A 16,130-nucleotide genomic window follows, 5' to 3' on the forward strand; every position below is an offset into this window, starting at 1 on the left:
GCCTCTGTTTGTGATATCAATCGGATTCCCCGGCCGTGTCAAGAAGCGGCGGACGCCGGTGCTTCGTGGCCTGTTCGAAGCTGTATGCAATGCCGGTCAGCACGGCTTCGCTGAAGGCTGACGCGGAGAAGGTGACCCCCTGCGGACCGTTGGTGATATAGCCTCCCGGTGCAGTTATCCCGGTAGTGGTATATCCGGCCGGGACTGTAATGAGCGGATAGCCGGCTCTGGCTGCCAGGTCAGTACCGTGAAATCCGGCAAACATGATGGCATCCAGACCGTAATGCTCCAGTGCATAATCGATGCCTTGTCTGCCAGCCATGGACCGGGAGAATTGCAGCTGCTCCAGATATTCCTGCTCCGTAATCTCGTCTCCGGAAGTATCCAGCCATTCAAGCGTTCCCTGACCATATTTCAGCGCCTGTGCGCTGTGCTGGTTGTTGAATTCGATTAACTCCTGCAGGGAATGCACCGGGATAGAAGCAGGCAGGCCGCTTAAATAACGGTTTAAGCCTTTTTTGAATTCATATTGTAGTATAACAGCATTCCACTCGGCATTCTGGCAAGGAAGCTCAATAGGATCAATGACTTCAGCTCCAAGTTCTTTAAGAACAGCTATGGCAGATTCCATCAGGAGCAGTGCCTCCTCATCCAAATCCTTATAATAGAATCTCGGGATACCAATCCGTTTGGATTTCACGTATTCAATATCCAGAGCGGCAGTATAATCCTGTCTGCCTGCTGTCCCATCGGATGAAGCGCTGTGGGGATGCTCTCCGGTACCGGCAATGACACTGAGGAGCAGTGCAGCATCCGATACGGTTCTGGCCATCGGACCGGCGGTATCCTGACTGCCGATCCCCGGTATAATCCCCGCATTGCTTACCAGCCCCCACGTAGGTTTGATGCCGGCAAGCGAGTTCTGGGCAGCCGGACAAATGATGGAACCCGAAGTTTCCGTGCCGAGAGCGGCAGCTGCCAGGTTAGCGGCAACGGCCGCAGCACTTCCCGAGCTGGAGCCGCCAATGAACAGCTCACCGGGCCCGTAAGGATTCAGCACCAGTCCGCCGCGTGAGCTGTATCCCGCCCACATGGTGGGCGACATGAAGTTGGCCCACTCCGTCATATTTGCTTTTCCCAGAATCACTGCACCTGCAGCCCGCAGCTTATTAATGACTACGGCATCTTCAGCAGCCCTGTAATCTGCCAATGCCAGCGCTCCCGCACTGGTGTGCAGCTTGTCCGAAGTAGCGATATTATCCTTAACAAGTACAGGAATCCCGTGCAGCGGACTACGTACTCCCTTGTCCCGGCGTTCCTGATCAAGCATCCGGGCAATCTCCAGTGCATCAGGGTTAATCTCCAGTACAGAGTTCAGCAGGCTGTCATACCGGTCAATCCGCTCTAAATACAGCGCTGTTAACCGCTCGGAAGTTAAATTCCCCTGCTCCATTTCCTGCTGCATGGCCGTTATATCCGCTTCAATTATCCATTCCTGCCACTCCCGGGCGGGGGAGTGAATGTTGCTGAGGGGGCTGCTGCTAAGGTCTGCATCATTATTTTTCATGGCTGTTTTCTTCCCTCTATACATAGTATTTTAGTTGGCCAGCGTCTCAGCGGCAGCTGCCGGCTGCGGGTCCGGCCAGGTAATCACATTGTGTGTCCGGCTCCACTCTTCGTAGAATAGCGGGCGGTCACGCTTAAACATCCGCATCAGCAGATGAATGAAGAAGATCAGATCGGCAAGCGAGGCTGTAATTCGTATAACCGTAGAACCTGCAGTGCCGAAATTAAGCATTAAGGCAGAATCAAGGGACAGGAAGTTTATTCCTCCAAGCAATCCATAGAGTAGTCCATACCTTATCCACACCATCCAGAGTTTGAGCGGACCACCATCCGCACTGCCCAGCCGGATACGCACCACCCATTTGCCGAGCGTCCGCCCTCCGGTTAAGAGAGGAACGATCAGGAAATACACCATACTGACTGACCAGAATGAAATATTCAAAGATAGCAGATTGAGCAGAAGTGCCGCTGCCATCCATAGGACTGCATCCAGCAGGCAAGCGAGGCCTCGGCGTGTGTAGGTAACCTTTTTGGCGGATAAATCCTCCTGGCTGTCCAGCTGTTCAATCCGCGGCAGCAGTCCGGAGATCCATAAGGCAATCCGGAATCCGGCTATTCCGCCGAATGTATTGGTGATCAGGTCATCGACATCAAAGATCCGGTAAGGATGGTCGAAGAAACCGTAAATCCCGGTAATCTGTGTTATCTCAAACAATAGCGATAGCCCGAAAGAAAGCATGATGCACACGACCCAGCGGGTCCGGAAATAGTAGCCCAAAAACAGCCCGAAAGGTAAGGTCAGCACAACATTGAAGGCAGCCAGCAGGAAATCCGTTTCGCGCAGTACGTTAAGATAGCTTGACGGATCATTACGCGAGAGATGCGTATTGCGCAAGATGTCCTGAATGAACTGCAGCGGCACAGGCTGGAGCATATGCCCGGTAGGCGCAGCGTTATGGCGTGAGTCCGGCATGGGCAGCAGCACCAGGAAAAAGGCGTTCAGCAAGTATAGGAGCAGCAAATAGAGGATGAGCGCCCGAATCTTGTTGATATAACCGTGCCGGCGGTATTGAACGATCAGGAACGGCAAAGTGAAGAGCAGCGCCGCTAACGGAAAAGCCATAAATGCATAAGAGATCGGAAAAAGATAGGATTGAAACATGGTTCACCTGCTGTCTTAGTTTTTGTCTGAACGATTTCTCGATAGGATGCTAAGCATTATGTATGAGACCCCGGTTCTTAACGTTGCAGACTATTTCCCCTATTATAACTTGCTTGAACCGACTTCAGTATAGAATTAAACCTGGGCTTAATCCATGGAATTAATCATTCTATCCGTTCTTTCCTGCATACATATGAGGAGAGGAGCGTGAGACAGGATGGAGAAGAAGGTACAGCAGTATTATAAATTGAAGACCAGGCAGAAGGAGCTGGAAAAGGAGCTGGCCGGGCTGAGGCAGGATATTCTGGCCTATTTTGCTGAACAAGGCAAGGCGGAGTCGGTTATCGGCAGCTACAAAGTGAAGCTTGTCACGCAGAACCGGAAGGAATATGATGATGATAAGCTTTACCAGACATTGTCAGATCCGGAACTGTGGAGGCTGCTCTCCAAGGCAGACCCGGCCAAAGTAGCGAGTCTCACGAAATTGAAAGTGATTGACGAAGAGAAGATTTCACATACGTATGATGTGAAGACAATTACGCTGCTGCAGGTGGATAAACAGTAGATTCTGCGGTACCGGAGGCGGAGGGGGAATGCACTTTCCGTTTCCGGCGCAGCAGGGAGATTAATATGATTGGAGGGGGATGGAAATGAACAGGACAGGGACCGGAATGAAGAAGGCCCGGTTTCGCCTCGTTGCGGGAGTGCTGCTCATTATCGCTCTAGGATTGCTTGCCTTTTTTTACAGGGAGATTTCTTCCGGACCGGAGAAGCTGCAGGCATGGCAGAAGGTATTTAGTCTAACGGTTCATGCTGCAGACGGAACACCGGAGCTGGCGCAGCCGGATCGTGAGGCTTCTTATGGAAGCTACCGTGTCACCGACAGCAAGGCACCCGGCTATACGCTAATTGTAAATGCTGAAGATGCGGATGAGATCAGGCTGAGTGCAAGTACGGGCAGCTTCATACGCTGGAATGCGCCAGACAATAAGGTGAACCAGGCTGGTAAGGAGATTACGATAGCGCCGGGTGAGACGATCTATTGGACTCCGCTAAACGGAGAATCACCGGAGAGAATTACAGAGAGTGAGCTGACAATGTCTGCTTACCGGCATAACTCGGTGTTCAGCGAAGCCCGGTTTATGATCCGGAGTGATGAGAGCGGCGTCTATACAGGAAAATGGGCTGAGGGGGATTAACTGATCGCCACATGCCCTTTTTTGCGTTAAAATAACAAGTGGGTTTGTTCAAAGTAAGGCAAGAATCATTCACAGACAGAATAGATACGGAGGAAGAGAAGACATGAAGGATTTTGATCTGATGCTGGAGAAATATGCAGAGCTTGTGGTAAAGGTTGGCGTGAACGTGCAGCCAGGGCAAGTGCTGATGGTGCATGCACCGCTTGAGACCGTGGAGCTTACCCGGCTAATCGTAGGCAAAGCTTATGAGGCAGGGGCTAAATATGTGCTTGTGGACTGGGATGATGAAGCGGTTACGCGCATCCGTTATGAGAAGGCTTCTGAGGATTCCTTCGGATATTATCCGCAGTGGCATGCGGACATGCTGGAGGGGTTCGCTGAAGAAGGCGGGGCTATATTACATATTAAGGTACCGGACCCTGAGCTGTTCCGCGGAATTGATTCCGCCAAAGTCTCCACAGCGGTTAAGGCTGCTGCTGTAGCCCGTAAGAAATATCAGAACTATACCCGCAACAACCGAATCAGCTGGTCGCTGGTCAAGGCACCTACGCGTGCCTGGGCGGACAAGGTATTCGCTGATCTGCCTGAAGAGGGCCGGATTGAGGCAATGTGGGAAGCGGTATTCCAGATGAACCGTGTGGGCAGCGAGGACCCGGTTGCTGCTTGGCGCAGTCATATCGGTGACCTGAAGCAGAGCCAGGAGCGGATGAATGCCAAACGGTATAAAAGCCTTCATTACCGTGCACCGGGCACGGATCTGCGCGTAGAACTGCCTGAAGGCCATCTGTGGCGCGGCGGCGGCGGCGAGAATGCCGGCGGTGTATATTTTGTAGCGAATATGCCTACGGAAGAGATATACACGATGCCGCATCGCACCGGAGTCAATGGTACTGTCAAAAGCACCCTTCCGCTTAATCTGAACGGACGGCTGGTGGACGGAATTACGGTTACCTTTACGGACGGCAAGGTTACAGCCTATGATGCCGAATCCGGGCGTGAGCATCTGACCTCGCTGCTGGACACGGATGAAGGGGCCTCTTATCTTGGGGAGGTGGCACTGGTGCCGCATGACTCTCCGATCTCCCGGCTGAACAGAGTGTTCTATAATACCGGGATCGATGAGAATGCATCCTGTCATTTCGCCCTGGGCAGTGCGTATCCGGTTAACATTGAAGGCGGGACTTCCATGACAAGCGAAGAACTGATTGCCAGGGGAGCCAACGTCAGCCTTACGCATGTCGATTTCATGATTGGCTCGGCGGAGCTTGATATTGACGGGGAGCTGGCCGATGGGACCATTGAGCCGGTGTTCCGCCAAGGCAACTGGGTGCTGTAGCCGGAGGATATCCGGCGGCGGCTAATTAGCTGCGTTCCACAAGTAAGGCCGCATTTTTTCCCGGTCAGCGGGGAATGCGGTTTTTTTTGTGATAATAATTGCCGCAGGATAAAACTGTTTGTGATACCTCTCCGTCTAATTCATGTAAAAGTGATGGAGAGGAGAGGGAGAGATGACGATGTCCGGGGCTGAGATGAAGCGGGTTACTGCCGCTGTGCCGCATGAAGAGACGGATTTTGTTAAAGCGGTTATGGAGCACAGTGATCAGCTATATCATATTGCTTACAGTTATCTGGGCAACCGCAACGATGCGCTGGAAGCCTTGCAGGAAGCGACCTGCCGGGCCTGGGTGAAACGAAGAACCCTAAAGGACCCTAAAGGACCCCCAGGCGTTCAAATCCTGGCTGATACGGATATTAATCTATGTCTGCATTGACGAACAGCGGAGAAGGAAGAGGGCAGTCCCGACCGCAGCGGAGAATATGATGGAGCCGGTCATTCATAACAGCACTCATACTATGGAGATGCAGTGGGCGCTCTTGCAGGTGAAGCTGAAATACCGTCATGTGCTGCTGCTCAAATACTACAATGATATGACCTTGGCTGAAATCGCCGTTCTGCTTAAGAAGCCGGAGGGAACAATCAAAACCTGGCAGCACAAAGGACTGAAGCAGCTTAGGATGATTATGAAGAACCGGGGTGAATGGAATGAACAGTAGCAGGGAAGTACAGGCGATGTTGTCTGATGCAGTCCGTATACACGAGGCAGCTGAAGCGGACGCCGGAGGCAATGCGGTCAGAATGGCAGTTCAGGCAGGAATGGAGAGCGGACGCAGGAGGAGCTGGCAGGGCAGATTCACCAAAGGTTCCATTATCGGCTTAGCTGCCGCTGCGGTTGCCGCGATGATCCTATTTTTCATTCCAGTAATCCACGATTCTGCATCGCATACTGCCGCACCTCCTGGAGTAGTGAATTGGGGAGAGCTGGAAAAGTTTAAACGGCTCTATTCTTTTGATATGGAGGCGGCGACTCTGGATTCAGCTATCCGGCATGATTATATCCAGATGATTAATCAAAGTGCCGCTAGCGGAGATTATAAGATTACATTGAATGCCGTTACAGCGGATGAGAACCGCATTATCTTTTTGTACACAGCAGAAGTGGCTGAAGGTCAGGAGGTCTATGGTACCAGCAGTGCACGAATGAAGGATATATCGACAGGACAATATTTGGAGAACGGTGGCGGAATCGGGGGCAATGCGACGGCTTCTGGCCTGCTCAATAACCGTATTTACTACGGCCGAAGCATTATCAATCTGGACCGGAACAAGCCGATCCCGGAGCAGCTTGAAGCAGATTTCCAGATCGCATCTGTGGACACCGGCAAGCTTGGCCAGCCGAAGACAGGGACAATTGTAGCCGACATGCATTATTCTCCCAGACTCAAGGTCAGCTTCAAGCTGGACCCGAAATTCAAAGAGCAGCAAACTGTCATTGTTCAGCCGGATGAAGACTTCGTCCTCGACGGGATCGAAGTGACACTGGAGAAGGTTGAAATCTCACCACTTCTGATCCGGACGATGATTAAAATTAAGAATGAGTCAGATATTACCTGGCAGAACAGGCAAAATATATTTGAGGTTGTATACGGGAATGAAATTCAGTCGATTACAAAATATGGAACTGTCCATCTAGGAATGACGCTGGGTTCCGGAACTTATGAGGGCTTTGAACGGAGCTTCGGCAGCAATCTGCTGGATCAACCCGAGTCCCTCAATTTGTTTCTGAAGACGGGCACAGGTAAGAATGCCAAAGAAATTAACCTGCCCATTCTGCCGTAAAATAGGATGAGAAAAGGCTGACCGCCGGTATCTTTAGCGCGTCAGCCTTTGTGCTGTGTGACTTGTGAAGTGTCAAAGTTAACACTCATTCAATCCGGTTATTAAACCGGAAGACAAGCATATTTCCGTCGAAGGTCTCTCCGGTGCGCTCTGTATATTGACCCTGCGTATAGCGGGAGACTGTCTTCCGCCAGAATTTCTGACCGGTTATATTCCTCGCCGCCGGATTGGTGAACAGCTCCCATTCGCCCCGGAACCGTTCAAATACCTCCACAGCCGCTTGCTCCGCAATACCATTCCCCCTGAAGGGCTGCAGCAGAAAAAAGTCATTCACGAAATAATTAACCTCCTGCCCGCAGTGCGGCGGAGTGGCAATCAGTGCGAACCCGGCCGGCAGTGAATTCACCATGATCAGAAAAGGGTAGAGAATCCCGGGTTTCTCCCACCAGATATTCTGCACTTCATACTGGTCTGCCAGTGTGCGGCATTCGTCATCATCCTCAAATATACCGTGCCGGTTAGGGGTATGTCCTTGCACAAGTCCGTAATGTCCCGACAAATCATGCAGATAGAGCGGATACATATTTTTGATAATATAGGCTTCATTAAGCCCGGTAAGCTTAACTTCGATGTTCATCTGATATTCTGCCTGCTTTCTATGCGTATTGGGTAACAACAACTATTAAAACTTTATACCGGGAGTTCTATTCTTTCTAGTGAGATCTCTGTTATAAAATAAACTTTATCTATTGTGCTGCAGCTTGGCTGGAAATGATAACGATTATCAATTAGAATGAGAGTATTATATTTTAAGCTGACTGCATCAATATTTAAGCCCGGTGCAGCAGCTTCTTCAGGAGGAATAGATCAATATGTACGTGCAAACCAGATCCATCGTTGTAGAAAAAGGCAACAGTAGCACCGTAGTAGAACGCTTCAGCAAACAGGGGGCACTGGAGGAAATGGACGGGCTGATCGATGTCAGCGTGATGGTCAATAAGAAGAGTAAGGAGCATGAAGAGGTTCTCCTGCTGATCCGCTGGGAATCGGAGGAAGCCTGGAAGAACTGGGAGAAGAGTGATGCCCATCTTCAGGGCCACAAGAACAGCAGAGGGCAGGCGAAGCCTGCTTATATCATTAGCACTACAGTAAATATGTATCATGTACAGACGGTAAAAGAGGGCAAGGCCTACGGGAAACGCTCCTAAACCGGGCTAATTCAGAATGCCTTCTCTGGACAGCAAACTTGATATTATGCGGTATGCTGTGCCAATGACCTCGTGCTATGAGGGCAATTATGAATTGGGCCGTAAGGGGATAAAGTTGCCTGACGATCTCCCGGTGATCGGCTATGATAATGCTTTTTTACCGAAAATACGAATGCGCCGCTTATCACCATACGTCACCGGTACGAAGAAATTGGAACGCTTGCCGCTGAATTGCTGATTGAAATTATGAATGGGGGAGCCGGAAGAAGTCTGCGGCTTGCTCCGGAACTTTTCAGACGGGATACGGTTATTTGTGTGAATTGATATTTAAATGAAAAAAAAGGCCATGCAGCTGTTATATCAGTGCATGGTCTTTTCTTCTGAACCAGGGCTTCAAATAGAAGCTCCTTCATAGTCTGGTATTTAATGTGTGGAGAGCAAGCCGATAAAAGTTACCGGGCCAGCCGAAAGCTTGGTTTTGGTTTTACCGTCATTGCTGAACCGGTACAAACAATCGTTGTCTCCAGCGTTAATATAATATATACCCTGGATATCGTTTGTAATTACGGAGTAGTCAGATTCTACACCCGCCATCTTGGTCAGTGTTGAATCGGCATTCAGTACATAAGCATCGGTTTTGGTATAAAAAATGGTAGTAAGCGTGGTTCCATTCTTTACGGTTTGGACATTGATAACATTAGTCAGTGCAAGTGCCTTGGATGAGGCTATTTTGCCATTTGCAAGAGTGCTGATATATGCTTTGCCCTTGGAATCCACATATGCCAGTTTGGTATTGCTTAACTCGCTGATGCTTAGGACACTATTCTGGCTAAGTTGAAGGATCTTTCCGTTTTTGTCGATCAGGAAGCCTTTGCCAGTGCTGAAATTGTTCTCTCCTTTTGCATCAAGTTTAATCCCTTTGTTAAACAGGAAGTAATTATTGGACCAGGTGCCAGCGTACACTTCATTTGAATCCAGCGGACTTTTGGCATTGGCTGCTTTGGGAGCCCCTCCGCTTAAGGGAAGCGTGTAGAGCACCTTAGAATTAAGGGAATATTCTGTTTCACCAGGAATAGTGTCAATCATCAGGTTTAAGCTGGCACCATACGGGTGGATGAAACTGGCATCCTGAATAGCTCCGCTGGCGATCCATTGAATGGTTCCGCTCCCGTCACTAGGCTTAGAAGCTACCCAGGTAGTGGTTGTATCCTTCAAGGCATTATAGTAGATTCGTCCATTCAGGACGTCAAAGCACTGGAAGTTCGCATCTGCATTGTCTGCGACCCGCGTAAGCTGGGTATCATCTTCAGCATTGGCTGAAGTCCGGTAGATGCTGCCCGTGTCATCCATGAAGTACAGGAAGTCACCATCGATCAGGAAATAGACAATATTGCGATCTCCGCTAAAATTGGTGATTAAGGCATCGGGATCAGTTAGTGACAGGCGCTGTATACCCATGATGCTCTCATAGTAAAAATAGAGATATTTACCTGTCGACATTAATCCGTTGCCATCGAAATTCTCGGCGATTTTCTGTGTTTCGCTTCCGTCTGTCGTTACACGGTATAGAACTTCATTGGATACATAATACACATATGCTTTGCCTGCTGTTGCCGCTGAAGCCGTTTGTGTTTGGCTGGCGCCGGCTGTACCGATGGTCACCAGTAACAGTACAAGCAGAATACAACCTAGTTTTCTGGATAATAACTTTAAAGCGTTCATGTGAAGTCTCCTCTTTGGCAGTGTGGTATACAGTAAATACTGTTCTAATAAGATATCGGAGAGATTCACAATATGTAATATAAATCTAAAGAACCAATTATTAACTTTAACATTAAAGTTATCAAGGAAGTTGCTAGGGGATTCTGCGTTCTTATGTATGCTGAAAGGCGGTAAACCTGCGGGGAGGAAAGGAAATATAGTCTGACGAGTGATGGAAAGAGTCCCAAGGCTTGCATGAATGAGAAAATGTAACCGAACGCATTATACGGGAAGTACAAGTGGAAGCATATGATTATCTTGCCAGGGTAGGGGTAAAATCACCATGTAATCATCCGCAGCTCTTCGGTAATTGATAATGCCTGCTGATATAACTACTATACCTGACACTGGAGGAGATTATATGTTTGGCAAAAAAACGATTTTCATAACCGGTGCCGGCAGCGGGCGCTGAATTCGGCATCCAGGTAGCGACCATTAATCCGGGACCCTATAAGACAGGCTTCAATGATATGATGTTTGAAGAGAAAGAGAAATGGTATGACGAGAAAGTCAATTTCACGAAACGCGCGGATATGCTAAAAGGTGCCGCAATGCTTGCATTGCAGCAGGACCCCCAGGAAATGATTGATAAAATGGTGGAGGTCATCGAAGCCAAACATCATCCGTTCCGGACGGTCTACCCCGAGGCGGCTGAGCTGCTGGTGAAGGAGAATGAGCGGAAGATTTGGGATGAGAAAATATAAATTTGTAGTGAATACAGGGAAGCGGGGACCGGCGCATAGGCTGATCCCCGCTTTTATTGCGTGTGGTAGATACGGTATCGAAAATTATGCTAGAGACAGCATGTTATAAGGAATCTGTTCCTATATAGGCCTCCAGCAGTTCCCTTGAGGTTTTGCCTATCAGCAGGTTGCCGTCACTGGTCCATTTCAGCAGACGTCCCCTCTCCAGCTTCACGGCTTGCCGGGTCTTCTGATTAAGCAGCCAGATATCCGAATTCATGCCTTGAACCGCATAATACACAGGCTGGTCTCCAGGCTCGGGGAGGAAGTGCAGCTCCTCCGGGAATTTCACCTTTCCGGCGGATTCCTCAAATAGCAGAAGCAGGTCAGCGGGAAGGGAAGGCTTCTCCAAGAACTCGGTTACCCCAGTATCCGTATGAACCAGATTCACGCCACCGTTGCCATATTGCTCATATCCGCTGACCGGAACTGTGAGGATACCGGGATCTTTCCAGGCCATCGGATAAATAAACAGAAATCCGTCACTGTGGCTTTGGACGCTGGCCCTCGGTTTGGTGAATACTTCTTCTCCCTTACGGTTCAGAACAATCAAATCGGCGTCAGGACCTATATACGGCTCAGAGGCAACAAGCAGGGCAGCCTGGCTGTTATCCGGGGATGCGGTGAGTCCATAGACCGCCCGCTCGGCAGAATACAGCTTTTTGGCTTCTCCGGTTGTAATATTCACCAGGTATAAAGTGCGGTTTCCTTTGACGGCAAAAATCTCATCATTCAGCAGCCGGTCGGCATAGAGCACATCATTGCCGTAGTCATTACCGTAGGGAGGTTCCTCACCGGACCATTGCGGCGCCGGCCAGGATGTTATGCTTCCGTCCTCCGCCAGAAGCTCAGGCTGCTCACTGCCGATGTGGTAGATAAGCAGCTGCTGCTGTTCGTTCAGGCCGGTCCTTACCGGTTGGAACAAGTTAATGGCTGCTGAAGCCCATTCTCTTATAACCTCTCCCTGTTTGCTGACAAGCCGGACACCCCGGAAGGAATCTGCCGGATCCGGCACAGCCGCCGCAGCAGGGGCTACGCTAACTCCAGGCGCAGACGGAGAAACGGCAGGTTCAGGTGTGCTTGTGGGCACCGTTCCCGTGAATCCGGGAGCAGCGGATGAGGAAGAAGGCTTAGGGGAACCAGCCTGCTCTGAACTGCAGCCGCCGAGTGCGGCAATGGATACAAGCAATAGCAAGAATAGCCTAATACTGCGGTTCATAGATTCACATCCATTTCCTATTATTGGGATGAGGAATCCCTATTATTAGGAATAGACGTGGAAATTATTGTGAAGTTGCTGCCGAGCGAGGCAATTCGAAGCTCCAGTCGGCGTCATTGAAGAGTTTGTCTGTGACTGTGCGGATTAGCGTCAGCTCCTTCGGGATGGATTTCATACCGTCAACAATCAGATACACAAGATCGGAGTTCCCACTGCTCTGGCCAAAGGTAACGAGATCCCCCTCCCGGTAGGAACCCCAGCGGATTACATCATACTCAGTGCCATTGCCGTCCCGGGCCATCCATTTGTCCATATCGAATTCATTGCTGAATTTGCCGCTGACAGCCATCCAGGCTGACAGCCCAGGCAAGGTCTGAGTCTCAGTGATCTTTATATTATTTACATTCAAAATATCACCCTCTGCTGCAAAGACAGCAGGCTTTGTCTTCAGAAGCGCCGGATTGAACGTTAATGAATCATCCGATTCAACAGGGATGGAGAAGCCGTCGAGTACGAAATAAATAGGCTCGCTGAGATATGGAAGTTCCGTTAAGTAATAACTCCAGTTCAATTGGAGATCATGACCGACTCTGTTTATCTCAGACATTCCGCCATATTTACTATTAATGAGTGAGCCCACAATTTGACCTTTGGCATTCTCGAAATGATACCTGACACCCAGATTAACCCTGCGGTTCTCCGGAACTTGGGAGGCCAGCTCATCCTTTAGCAGGGTACTGAATTCAATTTTGGCACCGGCAGGAGAATGCGTGATGCCTTTCATCAGAATTTCCAGCCCTTGAGGTGTGGTGTAGCTGTATTTACTCAAATCAGTGTTCACTGTCAGAGCATTGGCGGTTGTCATGTCTGCAGCATAACTGAAGCTCCAATTCCCCGAAATCCTATCATTGGTCTTGTATTTCAGCATCAGCTCGTGAACCTTCCCTTCAATGAACACGGTATCCCCGGGCTGTTCTCCTTTGAAATAATAGGTTAATAACAGATATTCAATCCTGAACTTATCGGGGCCGAGCTTAGTACTCATATGATTGATACCCTGCAGGTCTCCAATTTCTAGCCCTTCCTCGTTACGGAGCTGCAGCTGGGTGATATCAAACATACTCATCATTTCTTCATCTGGCTGCCCTTTGGCATCGGTAATTCTGAGATTCAGAATCATCCGGTTCGGGTCGGCAACAACCTCTTGCAGCGTCAGCGTATAGCCCTGATCCGTGACCTCAATATCAGGCAGCTTCACTACCCCGGCTTTCTTGGCTTCCAGCAGGTGATGGTCACTCCACTCGGAAGGCAGTATGAGCAGCCGCTGGGATTTGGAGGATTGGATCTGCTGTAGAGCAGATAAGTCCGGGAGCAGGAACAGCAGGACCGCCAGCGCAATGGCAGCTGTACCCAAGCCTGCCCATAGTACATTACGCCGGAACCTTCTGCGGCCGGGATTGCTGGTATAGCCAGCCATGGACCCGTTTGATGCGGGCAAAATCTCCGTCTGGCGGATTTGCTCCATAACACGCCCCGTGAAATCCTCATCCATCTGATGATCATCATAACCGGACAGAGACATTAGCATTTCCTCATCTGCCACATTATCGTGTGTGCGGTAATCCGATTTTTTCATTGGAATCCTCCTTCGGTTTCGGCCATTGTTTTTTGAGCTTCAAGCGGGCGCGGTGCAGACGGTTCTTCACCTGATGCAAAGTAATTCCCGTGATGGCGGCAATCTCCTCATAAGTCAATTCATTGGTATAACGCAACAGCAGCACGATCCGGTAGCGTTCCGGAAGCCGGGCCAGCTTTTTTTGCAGCTCCAGCTTGTTTTCCTTGATCATATACCGCTCTTCAGGTGTCGGGGCCTGATCCATCTCCTCCAGAATGGAGCCTCCCGAGAAAGAGAATGCCTTGCGCCGCTTCTGTGATTTGAACCGGTTGATGGCAATGGCGTAGAGCCAGGCTGCGAAGCTGGACTGTTCATTATGGCTGCGCAGCTTCTGATAGGCCTGAATGAAAGTATCCTGCGCCAGATCCTGCGCATCCTGATGGCTCGCACCGAGGCCCAGCAGCAGAAGGTATAAACCGGATTTATACTGGTCTACCAGTATAGCAAAGGCCTCACGATTTCCGGCCAGCACCTCGGCAATTATGATTTCGGCATTGTCTTGTTCCTTCATCTATTGCCTCCAAATGGACGTATTTACTTATAAGACGCGCGGACGGCCTGCGGTTTCTCACTTTTTTTGCCAAAAAACAAAAGATATCTTCTCACACCGCAGCCGGTATGTAAATATTATCCGCCTGGAGCGATGCGGCCGGTTTCTGCAAACAGCTCAAATTCTGCCATCCGGAGGCATCTTATCCGGTAATCGGGTAATAAGAGAATAGCTAAACTTAAGTTCAGCTATCAGAAAGACATCTATTCTTCGGGAGGTTAGCAGATGAGAAGATTACATTTCAATTTGCCGGTATGGTGTAAAGGAGCTTTACTAGGCCTAGTTCTGATCTTTAGCAGCATTGTTACAGGAAATTCTACACCTCAGGCCACTGCGGCAGCATTCTCACAGAAGGAGGCCGTGTATAAAGCAAGTAATTGATAGAGCTGCAGCCAAGAGCGGGCTAACATACAGCGGATTGTTGAGCTCGGTTCAGGAGGCCAATATCCGGAAGTTGTTAATAGAATTGAGAGATACGGGTTATAAAATCGAGACCAGTGAGGGGATGTATTATCCTATTATGCATTATGAGGGCTTCAAAGCGTTTAAACCGTATATTGCAAAAGATATTGCAGCTTATATGGATCTCATGGCCACAGAGAGCAACCGCCCGGCAACCTACGATGCCGGTATCGTCATTACGTGGGATGAGATTATAGCCAAGGCGGTAATTATGGAGGATTTTGTCCAGAACTATCCGAAGTCCAACCGGGTCAGCGTTGTCCAAACAGAGCTGGGATACGCAGTGTCGAGAACGTTCTATGGGACGGACAACACTCCGGCTTATGATTATGAGGATGAAGCTGTTGACCCTGCACTTAAAAAAGCATATGAGAATGTGCTGCTGGAGGGGCCCGGGGATAGCCGTTATTCTGCAAATAATCCAGAAGCTGCTGTCTATGCTTGATGCCTCGGATGACCGCTTCACACCTCAAATTGAAAGCTACCTGAAGACTGCTCTGCAGTTAGTGGGATAAACAATAGATAAGGATGGCCTGCTGTAGATAGATCAGGCTTTTCTTGAATCCGAACCCGGCAAAATAAGGCGAAGCAATCGCATCTTCACTTACTTCCTCATTGCGGAAGAATGGGGGGCAAGGATTTAAGATGGCATCCGGTTTGGCAGACTTCATCCGCTCAAGGGTAATTTGATAGGCGCCAAGATACTCCTGGGTCAGGCATGTCACTGGCAAAGAATCGGTAAGAATAACGTCGCTCTCCGGCAGAATGCTGTCCAGACTGGTGTGAAACGCATAATTAGGGTTCTCTGTCCCCATCTCTTTGCCTGCCGTGCATACATGATTGAAAGAGAGGTCAAGAGCCTTGGCGGCTTCCATCCAGCTTCTGGATATATTGCCTGCCGGACCTACGAAGGTGTAGGTCAGTTCCCGGTAGTTATCTCTGATGGAGCGCAGGGCGTACAGGTCAGCCAGAATCTCACAGGGGTGATTGTGCGCTGTCATGGCATTAATGACTGGAATCGAGGCGTGCGCCGACAGCTCTTCCAGCTTGGACAACTCGGGATATCTGGCGATAATCCCGTCACCCCAGTTCTCCAGATAGCGGATCATATCGCCGGGAGATTCTTTCTTGTCCAGGGCTTCCGGCGGAAATGTAATATAGGCTCCGCCGAGGTCCCTGATGCCTTTCTCGAAGCTGATCCGGGTCCGCAGACTGGTATCGGGGAAGAAGAGAATCATCGTTTTTCCTTCAAGTAAAGGCTCCGGGCTTCTGTAACGAAGCTGATCGGTTAATTCAAATATTTCAAGGATCTGCTCAGCGGTGAGCTGGCTTATATCCAGAAAATGCATCGTGGTATCCCTCCTTGGCACAGGTATATTCATTACAGTAACTGTATAAATATACATT

At 49.6% G+C, this 16,130-nt stretch carries 17 protein-coding genes; 9 read left to right on the top strand and 8 right to left on the bottom strand.

The genetic code is table 11. The features are described 5' to 3' along the window. Window positions 1-16: 16 nt before the first annotated feature. Window positions 17-1,567: an amidase family protein gene (locus NSU01_RS15355; RefSeq protein WP_076244777.1), complete on the bottom strand. Its 1,551-nt coding sequence runs from the start codon at window positions 1,565-1,567 to the stop codon at window positions 17-19. A 30-nt stretch (window positions 1,568-1,597) separates the two neighbouring features. Then, window positions 1,598-2,728, bottom strand: a complete 1,131-nt coding sequence (locus tag NSU01_RS15360) for a VanZ family protein (protein WP_076244780.1) — start codon at window positions 2,726-2,728, stop codon at window positions 1,598-1,600. Window positions 2,729-2,945: 217 nt separating this feature from the next. Here NSU01_RS15360 and NSU01_RS15365 point away from each other — a divergent pair, with 217 nt between their 5' ends. The 6 genes from NSU01_RS15365 (at window position 2,946) to NSU01_RS15390 (ending at window position 7,105) form a co-directional block, all read left to right on the top strand. Further along, window positions 2,946-3,293 (top strand): hypothetical protein, encoded by a 348-nt coding sequence (locus NSU01_RS15365; RefSeq protein ID WP_039303540.1) that lies wholly within the window; start codon window positions 2,946-2,948, stop codon window positions 3,291-3,293. Window positions 3,294-3,378: 85 nt separating this feature from the next. Next, window positions 3,379-3,927, top strand: a complete 549-nt coding sequence (locus tag NSU01_RS15370; RefSeq protein WP_076244783.1) for a hypothetical protein — start codon at window positions 3,379-3,381, stop codon at window positions 3,925-3,927. A gap of 103 nt (window positions 3,928-4,030) precedes the next feature. Continuing rightward, entirely contained in the window at window positions 4,031-5,263 is a 1,233-nt protein-coding gene (locus tag NSU01_RS15375; RefSeq protein WP_039303534.1) for an aminopeptidase, read from the top strand. Between the two features lie 172 nt (window positions 5,264-5,435). Then, on the top strand, window positions 5,436-5,699 hold the full coding sequence (locus NSU01_RS15380) for a sigma factor (RefSeq protein ID WP_256703901.1): 264 nt from the start codon (window positions 5,436-5,438) through the stop codon (window positions 5,697-5,699). Beyond that, window positions 5,695-5,982 carry a sigma factor-like helix-turn-helix DNA-binding protein gene (locus tag NSU01_RS15385; RefSeq protein ID WP_256703913.1) on the top strand — a complete coding sequence of 96 codons (288 nt, stop codon included), beginning with the start codon at window positions 5,695-5,697 and terminating at the stop codon, window positions 5,980-5,982. Before NSU01_RS15380 ends, NSU01_RS15385 begins: the two co-directional genes overlap by 5 nt. After that, the gene (locus tag NSU01_RS15390; protein WP_083705570.1) at window positions 5,972-7,105 is read left to right on the top strand and encodes a DUF4179 domain-containing protein; all 1,134 of its coding nucleotides are present in this window, start codon (window positions 5,972-5,974) and stop codon (window positions 7,103-7,105) included. The genes NSU01_RS15385 and NSU01_RS15390 overlap by 11 nt, the downstream gene beginning before the upstream one ends. 85 nt (window positions 7,106-7,190) lie before the next feature. On the opposite strand, the gene NSU01_RS15395 is transcribed toward NSU01_RS15390, so the two are convergent. Continuing rightward, on the bottom strand, window positions 7,191-7,742 hold the full coding sequence (locus NSU01_RS15395) for a hypothetical protein (RefSeq protein ID WP_042136800.1): 552 nt from the start codon (window positions 7,740-7,742) through the stop codon (window positions 7,191-7,193). 235 nt (window positions 7,743-7,977) lie between these two features. Here NSU01_RS15395 and NSU01_RS15400 point away from each other — a divergent pair, with 235 nt between their 5' ends. After that, the gene (locus NSU01_RS15400; protein WP_042136801.1) at window positions 7,978-8,313 is read left to right on the top strand and encodes an antibiotic biosynthesis monooxygenase; all 336 of its coding nucleotides are present in this window, start codon (window positions 7,978-7,980) and stop codon (window positions 8,311-8,313) included. Window positions 8,314-8,736: 423 nt separating this feature from the next. Here the strand turns inward: NSU01_RS15400 and NSU01_RS15405 are convergent, their stop codons facing one another. Then, window positions 8,737-10,035 (bottom strand): DUF5050 domain-containing protein, encoded by a 1,299-nt coding sequence (locus tag NSU01_RS15405; RefSeq protein WP_042136803.1) that lies wholly within the window; start codon window positions 10,033-10,035, stop codon window positions 8,737-8,739. 431 nt (window positions 10,036-10,466) lie between these two features. Between NSU01_RS15405 and NSU01_RS15410 the strand changes: the two genes are divergently transcribed. Then, complete coding sequence (locus NSU01_RS15410; RefSeq protein ID WP_231575366.1) at window positions 10,467-10,778, top strand: hypothetical protein; 312 nt, start codon at window positions 10,467-10,469, stop codon at window positions 10,776-10,778. Window positions 10,779-10,881: 103 nt separating this feature from the next. On the opposite strand, the gene NSU01_RS15415 is transcribed toward NSU01_RS15410, so the two are convergent. The 3 genes from NSU01_RS15415 to NSU01_RS15425 form a co-directional block, all read right to left on the bottom strand. Further along, window positions 10,882-12,036 (bottom strand): hypothetical protein, encoded by a 1,155-nt coding sequence (locus NSU01_RS15415; protein ID WP_042136804.1) that lies wholly within the window; start codon window positions 12,034-12,036, stop codon window positions 10,882-10,884. Window positions 12,037-12,100: 64 nt separating this feature from the next. Beyond that, window positions 12,101-13,672: a DUF4179 domain-containing protein gene (locus NSU01_RS15420; RefSeq protein WP_076244787.1), complete on the bottom strand. Its 1,572-nt coding sequence runs from the start codon at window positions 13,670-13,672 to the stop codon at window positions 12,101-12,103. Next, complete coding sequence (locus NSU01_RS15425) at window positions 13,641-14,222, bottom strand: sigma-70 family RNA polymerase sigma factor (protein ID WP_076244790.1); 582 nt, start codon at window positions 14,220-14,222, stop codon at window positions 13,641-13,643. Before NSU01_RS15425 ends, NSU01_RS15420 begins: the two co-directional genes overlap by 32 nt. Before the next feature lie 493 nt (window positions 14,223-14,715). Here NSU01_RS15425 and NSU01_RS15430 point away from each other — a divergent pair, with 493 nt between their 5' ends. Continuing rightward, a complete protein-coding gene (locus tag NSU01_RS15430; RefSeq protein ID WP_144026100.1) occupies window positions 14,716-15,168 on the top strand; it encodes a hypothetical protein in 453 nt (150 codons plus the stop codon). Between the two features lie 58 nt (window positions 15,169-15,226). Here the strand turns inward: NSU01_RS15430 and NSU01_RS15435 are convergent, their stop codons facing one another. Continuing rightward, entirely contained in the window at window positions 15,227-16,072 is an 846-nt protein-coding gene (locus tag NSU01_RS15435) for an ornithine carbamoyltransferase (protein WP_042136811.1), read from the bottom strand. Between the last annotated feature and the right edge of the window lie 58 nt (window positions 16,073-16,130).

The organism is Paenibacillus sp. FSL H8-0259, assembly GCF_037963255.1.
Classification (GTDB): domain Bacteria; phylum Bacillota; class Bacilli; order Paenibacillales; family Paenibacillaceae; genus Paenibacillus_AQ; species Paenibacillus_AQ phytohabitans.

Coding starts and splice junctions, on each gene's coding strand:
- NSU01_RS15355 (WP_076244777.1), bottom strand. CDS start 1,567: ATGAAAAATAATGATGCAGACCTTAGCAGCAGCCCCCTCAGCAACATT.
- NSU01_RS15360 (WP_076244780.1), bottom strand. CDS start 2,728: ATGTTTCAATCCTATCTTTTTCCGATCTCTTATGCATTTATGGCTTTT.
- NSU01_RS15365 (WP_039303540.1), top strand. CDS start 2,946: ATGGAGAAGAAGGTACAGCAGTATTATAAATTGAAGACCAGGCAGAAG.
- NSU01_RS15370 (WP_076244783.1), top strand. CDS start 3,379: ATGAACAGGACAGGGACCGGAATGAAGAAGGCCCGGTTTCGCCTCGTT.
- NSU01_RS15375 (WP_039303534.1), top strand. CDS start 4,031: ATGAAGGATTTTGATCTGATGCTGGAGAAATATGCAGAGCTTGTGGTA.
- NSU01_RS15380 (WP_256703901.1), top strand. CDS start 5,436: ATGACGATGTCCGGGGCTGAGATGAAGCGGGTTACTGCCGCTGTGCCG.
- NSU01_RS15390 (WP_083705570.1), top strand. CDS start 5,972: ATGAACAGTAGCAGGGAAGTACAGGCGATGTTGTCTGATGCAGTCCGT.
- NSU01_RS15395 (WP_042136800.1), bottom strand. CDS start 7,742: ATGAACATCGAAGTTAAGCTTACCGGGCTTAATGAAGCCTATATTATC.
- NSU01_RS15400 (WP_042136801.1), top strand. CDS start 7,978: ATGTACGTGCAAACCAGATCCATCGTTGTAGAAAAAGGCAACAGTAGC.
- NSU01_RS15405 (WP_042136803.1), bottom strand. CDS start 10,035: ATGAACGCTTTAAAGTTATTATCCAGAAAACTAGGTTGTATTCTGCTT.
- NSU01_RS15415 (WP_042136804.1), bottom strand. CDS start 12,036: ATGAACCGCAGTATTAGGCTATTCTTGCTATTGCTTGTATCCATTGCC.
- NSU01_RS15420 (WP_076244787.1), bottom strand. CDS start 13,672: ATGAAAAAATCGGATTACCGCACACACGATAATGTGGCAGATGAGGAA.
- NSU01_RS15425 (WP_076244790.1), bottom strand. CDS start 14,222: ATGAAGGAACAAGACAATGCCGAAATCATAATTGCCGAGGTGCTGGCC.
- NSU01_RS15435 (WP_042136811.1), bottom strand. CDS start 16,072: ATGCATTTTCTGGATATAAGCCAGCTCACCGCTGAGCAGATCCTTGAA.